The 6,113-nt window shown below is 46.9% G+C and carries 6 protein-coding genes; 1 reads left to right on the top strand and 5 read right to left on the bottom strand.

Annotated features, from left to right (window positions below; translation table 11 throughout):
* Positions 1-164: 164 nt before the first annotated feature.
* The 5 genes from AAC033_RS17985 to AAC033_RS18005 all read right to left on the bottom strand — a co-directional run bounded on the left by AAC033_RS17985 (position 165) and on the right by AAC033_RS18005 (position 5,056).
* Positions 165-1,670, bottom strand: a complete 1,506-nt coding sequence (locus AAC033_RS17985) for an alpha-L-fucosidase (protein WP_339740710.1) — start codon at positions 1,668-1,670, stop codon at positions 165-167.
* Between the two features lie 62 nt (positions 1,671-1,732).
* The gene (locus tag AAC033_RS17990; protein WP_339740713.1) at positions 1,733-2,749 is read right to left on the bottom strand and encodes a zinc-binding alcohol dehydrogenase family protein; all 1,017 of its coding nucleotides are present in this window, start codon (positions 2,747-2,749) and stop codon (positions 1,733-1,735) included.
* Positions 2,750-2,776: 27 nt separating this feature from the next.
* Positions 2,777-3,607 carry an amidohydrolase family protein gene (locus AAC033_RS17995; protein WP_339740715.1) on the bottom strand — a complete coding sequence of 277 codons (831 nt, stop codon included), beginning with the start codon at positions 3,605-3,607 and terminating at the stop codon, positions 2,777-2,779.
* Positions 3,608-3,618: 11 nt separating this feature from the next.
* A complete protein-coding gene (locus AAC033_RS18000) occupies positions 3,619-4,659 on the bottom strand; it encodes an aldo/keto reductase (RefSeq protein ID WP_339740717.1) in 1,041 nt (346 codons plus the stop codon).
* 4 nt (positions 4,660-4,663) lie between these two features.
* Positions 4,664-5,056 (bottom strand): L-rhamnose mutarotase, encoded by a 393-nt coding sequence (locus AAC033_RS18005; RefSeq protein WP_339740719.1) that lies wholly within the window; start codon positions 5,054-5,056, stop codon positions 4,664-4,666.
* A 187-nt stretch (positions 5,057-5,243) separates the two neighbouring features.
* Here AAC033_RS18005 and AAC033_RS18010 point away from each other — a divergent pair.
* A partial coding sequence (locus AAC033_RS18010; protein ID WP_339740721.1) for a LacI family DNA-binding transcriptional regulator occupies positions 5,244-6,113 on the top strand: 870 nt, incomplete at its 3' end.

Genomic DNA, 6,113 nt, shown 5'->3' on the forward strand with positions numbered 1-6,113 from the left:
AGCAAAATTAGGAAATAACAAGGAACAACAAACCTTTGTGCTTTAGAACAGCCTGGATATAGGATCTTAAAATCCTTTTGTTTCAATCGCTCAATAATAAAAAATCGGATTGGTACAGCAGTCTCGGGTCGAATTATTCGAATGCTATTTCATCTTGACTCCTTTCAAATTTCAATCTTAAAAACCTGTGCCATATCATCAGTAACCGGATAACCAGGCATAATCGACAGTCCATTTTCATCCAACTTCCAATCGACGGGCTGGTCCGAACCCAAGACCCTGACCTGTTTAATAGTCATTTCAGTCCCCGGACTTCTTGGAGAAAAGGCCTTCATCAGCAGCGGTTTTGACGGGTCGGGCACCCCTAAAATCATGGCATAAATGACATTGCCCTTCGTGGTGTAGCGGACGTCATCCGTTGTATACTTAATTTTCAGAAACTCCTGGTGGTTTTCGAAATCACCTTCCGGCTCCACTGTTGGCCCTTCGCCATAGGTATGCCAAGGACGGGTTTCATAGATCGCTTCGCCATATTGATCCAGCCAATGGCCCATCTTCAGTAAGACGTCCTGCTGATCTTCGGGGATGGTTCCGTCGGCTTTAGGCGAAATATTGAGCAACAGCACACCGTTTTTGCTAACAATATCGATTAAAACATGCATCACGTCGGCGGCGGGTTTAATCTGAAGGTTTTCGGTATAGCACCAGCTCCCGGTACTCAGGGTTTCATCAGTCATCCACACTTTCTCGCCCATCTTGTTTTTGCGCGATTTTTCCAGATCATCCACACTTACATCCAAAGGCAAATCATCCTGCTTTCGCACAATAACCACTTCCTTGTCCAATTTTTTTGCTTCATTCAGGTAATAGGCGCAAAACTTTTTCCGGTATTCTTCAGGAATCTGATCCAGCCACGAGTCAAACCAGATAATATCAGGTTGATAGTTGTCAATGACTTCTTTTAGCTTTCCAAACCAGACTTCTTCCAGCCATTGTTCCTCGGGCAAGTTACCGTACAAATAATTTAGCTCCGGATCATCACTGGCAGGTGCCGATCCCTCAAAAAGGGGATAGTGGCTATGCCAAAAGTCCTTTTCACCTTCCACACCGGAATAACGCTGCAAATTACGGGCATGATGAAACGTGGTGATCAACCTCATTCCCCTGGCCGAAATTGCCTCCTTCAATTCCCCGGTAATATCTCTTCGAGGGCCTTTATCCCCGACATTCCATGGAGTCACATCACTGGCCCACATCGAAAAACCATCGTGATGCTCGGCTACAGGGCCGGCAAATCGGGCTCCGGCTTTTTCAAACAAATCAGCCCATTGTTTCGCGTTAAACTGTTCAGCCTTAAACATGGGTACAAAATCATGGTATCCAAATTCAGAAAGGGGCCCATAGGTATCGACATGATACTGGTATTCCTTCCGGTCCTCAAAATGCATATTTCGCGGATACCATTCATCTCCAAAAGCGGGAACGGAATAAACTCCCCAATGAAAATAAATACCGAATTTGGCATCCTGAAACCAGGCAGGTTCTTCATTGTGATCTGCGAGCGATACCCAGTCTTCGGTGTAAGTTGCCGGTTGCTCTTTTGAGGCAGAATTGCACCCACCCACCAAAAATAAGGTTCCGACTAATAAATAGCATGTTATCCGTTTCATATCATCAAGTTTAGTTGGTTATTTTAATCGATATTTCTACGCGTTTATCATTCATGCAAAAATCAAAATCGAACCAATATCTTCAAGATCTTACCATGATTTTCCGACCAGTCCTGCATGGCCTGCGGGACTTCTTCACAGGGGATAACTCGTGAGACCAGCAGATTTTCATCCAGGCCGCTGTTTTTCAGATATTTCATGACGGCTTCGAAATCGGATGGGTTGGCATTGCGCGAGCCCATAATTTCCAATTCCTTTTGCACCCACAGTTTCGTTGGAAATGAAATCTCGTTTCCCGCATAACCAATGCAGACCACCCGCCCGCCAAAGCCCACTTCTTCAATCGCCGCTTTGTATGTCACCGGGCTGCCGGCCGCCTCAATAACAACGGAAGGTCCATGCCCGCCGGTTATCTTTTCCAGTTCTTCATGCAAATCCTGAGAGTTTGAATTGATGATATGGTTGGCTCCGAGCTTTTGGGCGATCGCCAGTTTCGAATCGTCCAGATCAACAGCCACGACGTTAGCGCCCCTCAAATGCGAACGCACAATCGCGCCGCTGCCAATCATACCGCAACCAAAAATAACCACCGTATCCGAATCGGTCACTTTTCCATTATCAACCGCATGGAAACCAACGGTCAATGGTTCAACCAACGCCAGCTGAACAGCTGACAACCGATCATCGACCAACACTTTTTGCCAGGGAACAGCCAGGTATTCAGCCATGGCCCCGTCACGTTGAACCCCCAGCGTTTGGTTGTAACGACAGGCGTTAAACTTTTTCTGCTTGCAGGAGCTACATTGTCCGCAGTTGGTATAGGGCACAACGGTTACCTGCTGACCCGGTTGAAAAGTGCCTGGCACTTCGGCACCCATGCTTTGGATCACCGCCGAGATTTCGTGTCCCGGAATCCGCGGGAACTGAACCAGTGGATTTTTCCCCAGGTAAGTACTTAAGTCGGAGCCACATAATCCAACGTAACTCAGTTTCAACAAAATATCCCCTGATCCGGTTTGTGGCATGTCTCGATCCACCATCTTCATTTCACCCGGTTGTGTTATTTCAATTGCTTTCATTAAAGTTTGATATTAGATGATTGATAATCAATCCAAATGATAAAAATGCTTCGCGTTTCTGCTGAAAATCTGTTCCTGTTCGTCCGGGCTCAAACCCGACAACATATCCTTGACAAGATTTAACCAATCTGAGTAGCTGGTTGCTACCAGGCAAACCGGCCAGTCTGATCCGTACATCAGGCGCGAAGGGCCAAAAGCTTCCAGCACCACATCGAAATAGGGCTGAAGTTGCTCTTTGGTCCAGCTATGATAATCAGCTTCAGTGACCATACCACTGATTTTGCAGCTTACATTTTCCCGCCGGGCCAACTCCTTCAGGTTTCGCGCCCAGGGTTCAGTTTCGTTGTGCTTTATTTTTGGTTTCGCAATATGATCCACAATAAACTGCTGTTCCGAGTGCTGATCGACGAATCGAATGGTATTGGGAAGTTGATGTTCAAGAATCAGGATATCGTACACCAGCCCGTCGTTTTTTAATTGCGAAATTCCCCGGTTAAAATCTTTTCCGAGGATAAACGCCGGGTCGGATTCTCCCTGCACTACATGCCGGACACCCTTCAGCCACGGATTGCCGGAATATTGCTCCAATACCTGCTGAATATTCTCCGCAGCCAATGGCAGCCAGCCAACAATACCTTTGATAAAATCGTGCTCTTCGGCCATTTCCAGCAGCCAGTCTGTTTCTTCAAGGGATTGTCGGGCCTGAACCGAAACGACTCCCTGAACGCCGGTTTCCAAAAGGGATTCTTTCAAATCCTTCGGAAGAAAGTTTTTTCGGATGGAAGCCATTTCGTCGTCTATCCAGTCAAAATCAACCGGGTTATAATTCCAAAAATGATGGTGCGTATCGATGATCATTCGGTAAAAATTTACAGGTATGGATACTCCGGGTCAATAATTCCAGCCTTTTTCAGGCTTTGCCAAAAGTCGGACGGGTACGATTCCTCCAGTATGATCTTGTTGCGGGCCATTCGTTTCGGTTTACTCGGATTTAGGGCAACTGCCGTAATTTGCGGCGCAGACAGCGCAAATTTCAGGCAGGCATCACCAGGCTCGATTCCAAATTTTTGGCACACCGCAAAAAACCGATTGCGCCATTCAAACAAAGGCTGATCAGCCTCATTTCGTGCATCAACAAGCCGGTAATCAAAGTACTCGCCCCCGGTTAAAAAACCAGCATTAAAAATGGCCGAATTAATAATCCCTACGCCATCCTCCTGCAGCTGCTTCATAAAATCAAGAATTTCCTTCGGATGATGATAGAGGGTAAATTTATTGGCAAACATCACCCAGTCGAATTGCACCTGCGGGTACAGCTCTTTAATGACCAGCCAGTCTTTTGAGCCAATGCCGACCGCTTGCACCGCTCCTTTTTCCTTCAATTCGAACAAAGCGCGGTAAGCGCCCAGCACATCATCCAGGCGCTGCTTCCGGTCTGCATCATCCGTAGCGGCTTCCAGGTATTCATCCGGGTCGTGAACCGACACCAGTTCGGGTTTATAGTTTCCGCCAAGCAACTCGCAGCCTTGCTGCCAGCAATCCAAAATTCCGTCATAGCTGATTTTCTGTACGGCATCGTGTTTCAGATTAGCCCAGGCACCTGGTTCGAAGGTTGGCTCGTCCGTTTTCAAGGGGACACGATACCAACCCAGCTTATTGCTGATGGAGATTTGTCCCGGTTCAATGCCGAGTTTTTCAAGCCCCTGTCCAATGACTTCCAGGGCTAAGCCAGCTCCATATTTGCCAGCCGTATCAATCATTACCTTGCCATCGGCCACCCGGAACCATTCCCGGATCAAGGCCATCTTTTCTGTTTCGTTTAATTCGCGGTAAAGATTGCCCAAAAAGCTGGTTCCATAGATTACAGCCGGGCAACTGATTCCGGTCTTACCCAATTGTCTTGCATTCATGCGGTTATTTTGTTTGCTTTTGCTGCCCGTCAATCGCCTTATATTCTGCCGACGGATCCAGCTCATAAATACGTTCCATCAGCACCCATTTTTCATTGGCGCTGGCTTCTTTACTGGTCACCTGAAAACGGGACACAAAAGCTTCCCATTCTGACTGCCGTGGCTTTCCGGCCAATTCATTCATCGCCCGGTCATGGTCAAAATCGGCAACCGTGTCCATAATCATGAACAAGCGATTTTCGTGGATATAAATTTCCATATCCAAAATGCCCACTTCCTTCATTCCCTGCGCAATTTCGGGCCAGGTATTTCCGGGTGAATGAACGTTTTTGTAAGCTTCAATCAAGTCCGGATTATTCTCCAGAAGCAGCGTTTTGCAATAGCGTTTAAATCTCATTACTCACTGGTTTATGAATGTAAATATCCAATAAATCAACCGCTTATTAAAACCAACATATTCAGCTATCTTCATGCAAAGCTTTCCGCAAAGCTTTGCGGAGAAATAAAAATGTTCTAAAACACACGATGAGTGGACCTAACTTGAACCGGAAGAAATGACTATTTTTGCTTGAAGAAAAGTAATCATGGGCAACAGACACATCTCCTTAAAAGATTTGGCAAAGGAACTGAAGGTTTCCATCTCCACCGTTTCGCGGGCCTTGAAAGACCACCCGGATATCAGCCGCGAAATGAAAGAGAAAGTAAAACAACTGGCCCTGGCCCGAAAATACAGTCCGAACCCGTTGGCCATGGGTTTGCTGAAACAGGAAACCCGGATGATTGGGGTGATTGTTCCCGATTTGGTGACCCATTTTTATGCATCAATCATTGCCGGAATTGAAAGTTACGCGAAAGAAAAAGGCTACTTCATATTACTTGCCAGTTCCAATGAGTCGATTGAAAAAGAAAAAGAATCCATTGAAAACTTACTCAAAGCCCGGGTTGAAGGATTACTGATTTGCATGAGCCAGGAAACCAATGAAACCAGTCATTTCGAAAGCTTACTGGCACAAGATATTCCCTTGGTTTTCTTTGACCGGGTGTGCTTGCAGGAGCAAGTATCATCGGTGACGGCAGATAATACGGAGGCTTCAAAAATAATTACCCGGCATTTCTTTGAGCAGGGCTACCGGAGAATCGCCTTTATTTCGGGACCGGAGCAGCTGAACATCTCCCGCGAACGATTGGCCGGTTATCTCGCGGGGCTGGAGTCCTGCCAGCTCCCTGTTGATCCGGATTTGATTGAGCAGTGCAATCTCAGCCATGAATCGGCCCGACAGGCCATGAACCGATTGCTGAACCTGCCAGCACCACCTGATGCCGTATTTGGCATCAACGATACCGTTGCCTTCGCCGCCATGAAGGAAATCAAGCACCACCGGCTTCACATTCCAAACGATATTGGCTTGGTGGGTTTTACCGATGAGTTCCACTCCACCGTGGTTGACCCGCCA

Source organism: uncultured Sunxiuqinia sp. (assembly GCF_963974515.1).
Taxonomy (GTDB): Bacteria; Bacteroidota; Bacteroidia; order Bacteroidales; family Prolixibacteraceae; genus Sunxiuqinia.

Excerpts from the sequence above, each read along its gene's own strand:
- AAC033_RS17990 (WP_339740713.1), bottom strand. The coding sequence starts at position 2,749 with ATGAAAGCAATTGAAATAACACAACCGGGTGAAATGAAGATGGTGGAT.
- AAC033_RS18000 (WP_339740717.1), bottom strand. The coding sequence starts at position 4,659 with ATGAATGCAAGACAATTGGGTAAGACCGGAATCAGTTGCCCGGCTGTA.
- AAC033_RS18005 (WP_339740719.1), bottom strand. The coding sequence starts at position 5,056 with ATGAGATTTAAACGCTATTGCAAAACGCTGCTTCTGGAGAATAATCCG.
- AAC033_RS17985 (WP_339740710.1), bottom strand. The coding sequence starts at position 1,670 with ATGAAACGGATAACATGCTATTTATTAGTCGGAACCTTATTTTTGGTG.
- AAC033_RS17995 (WP_339740715.1), bottom strand. The coding sequence starts at position 3,607 with ATGATCATCGATACGCACCATCATTTTTGGAATTATAACCCGGTTGAT.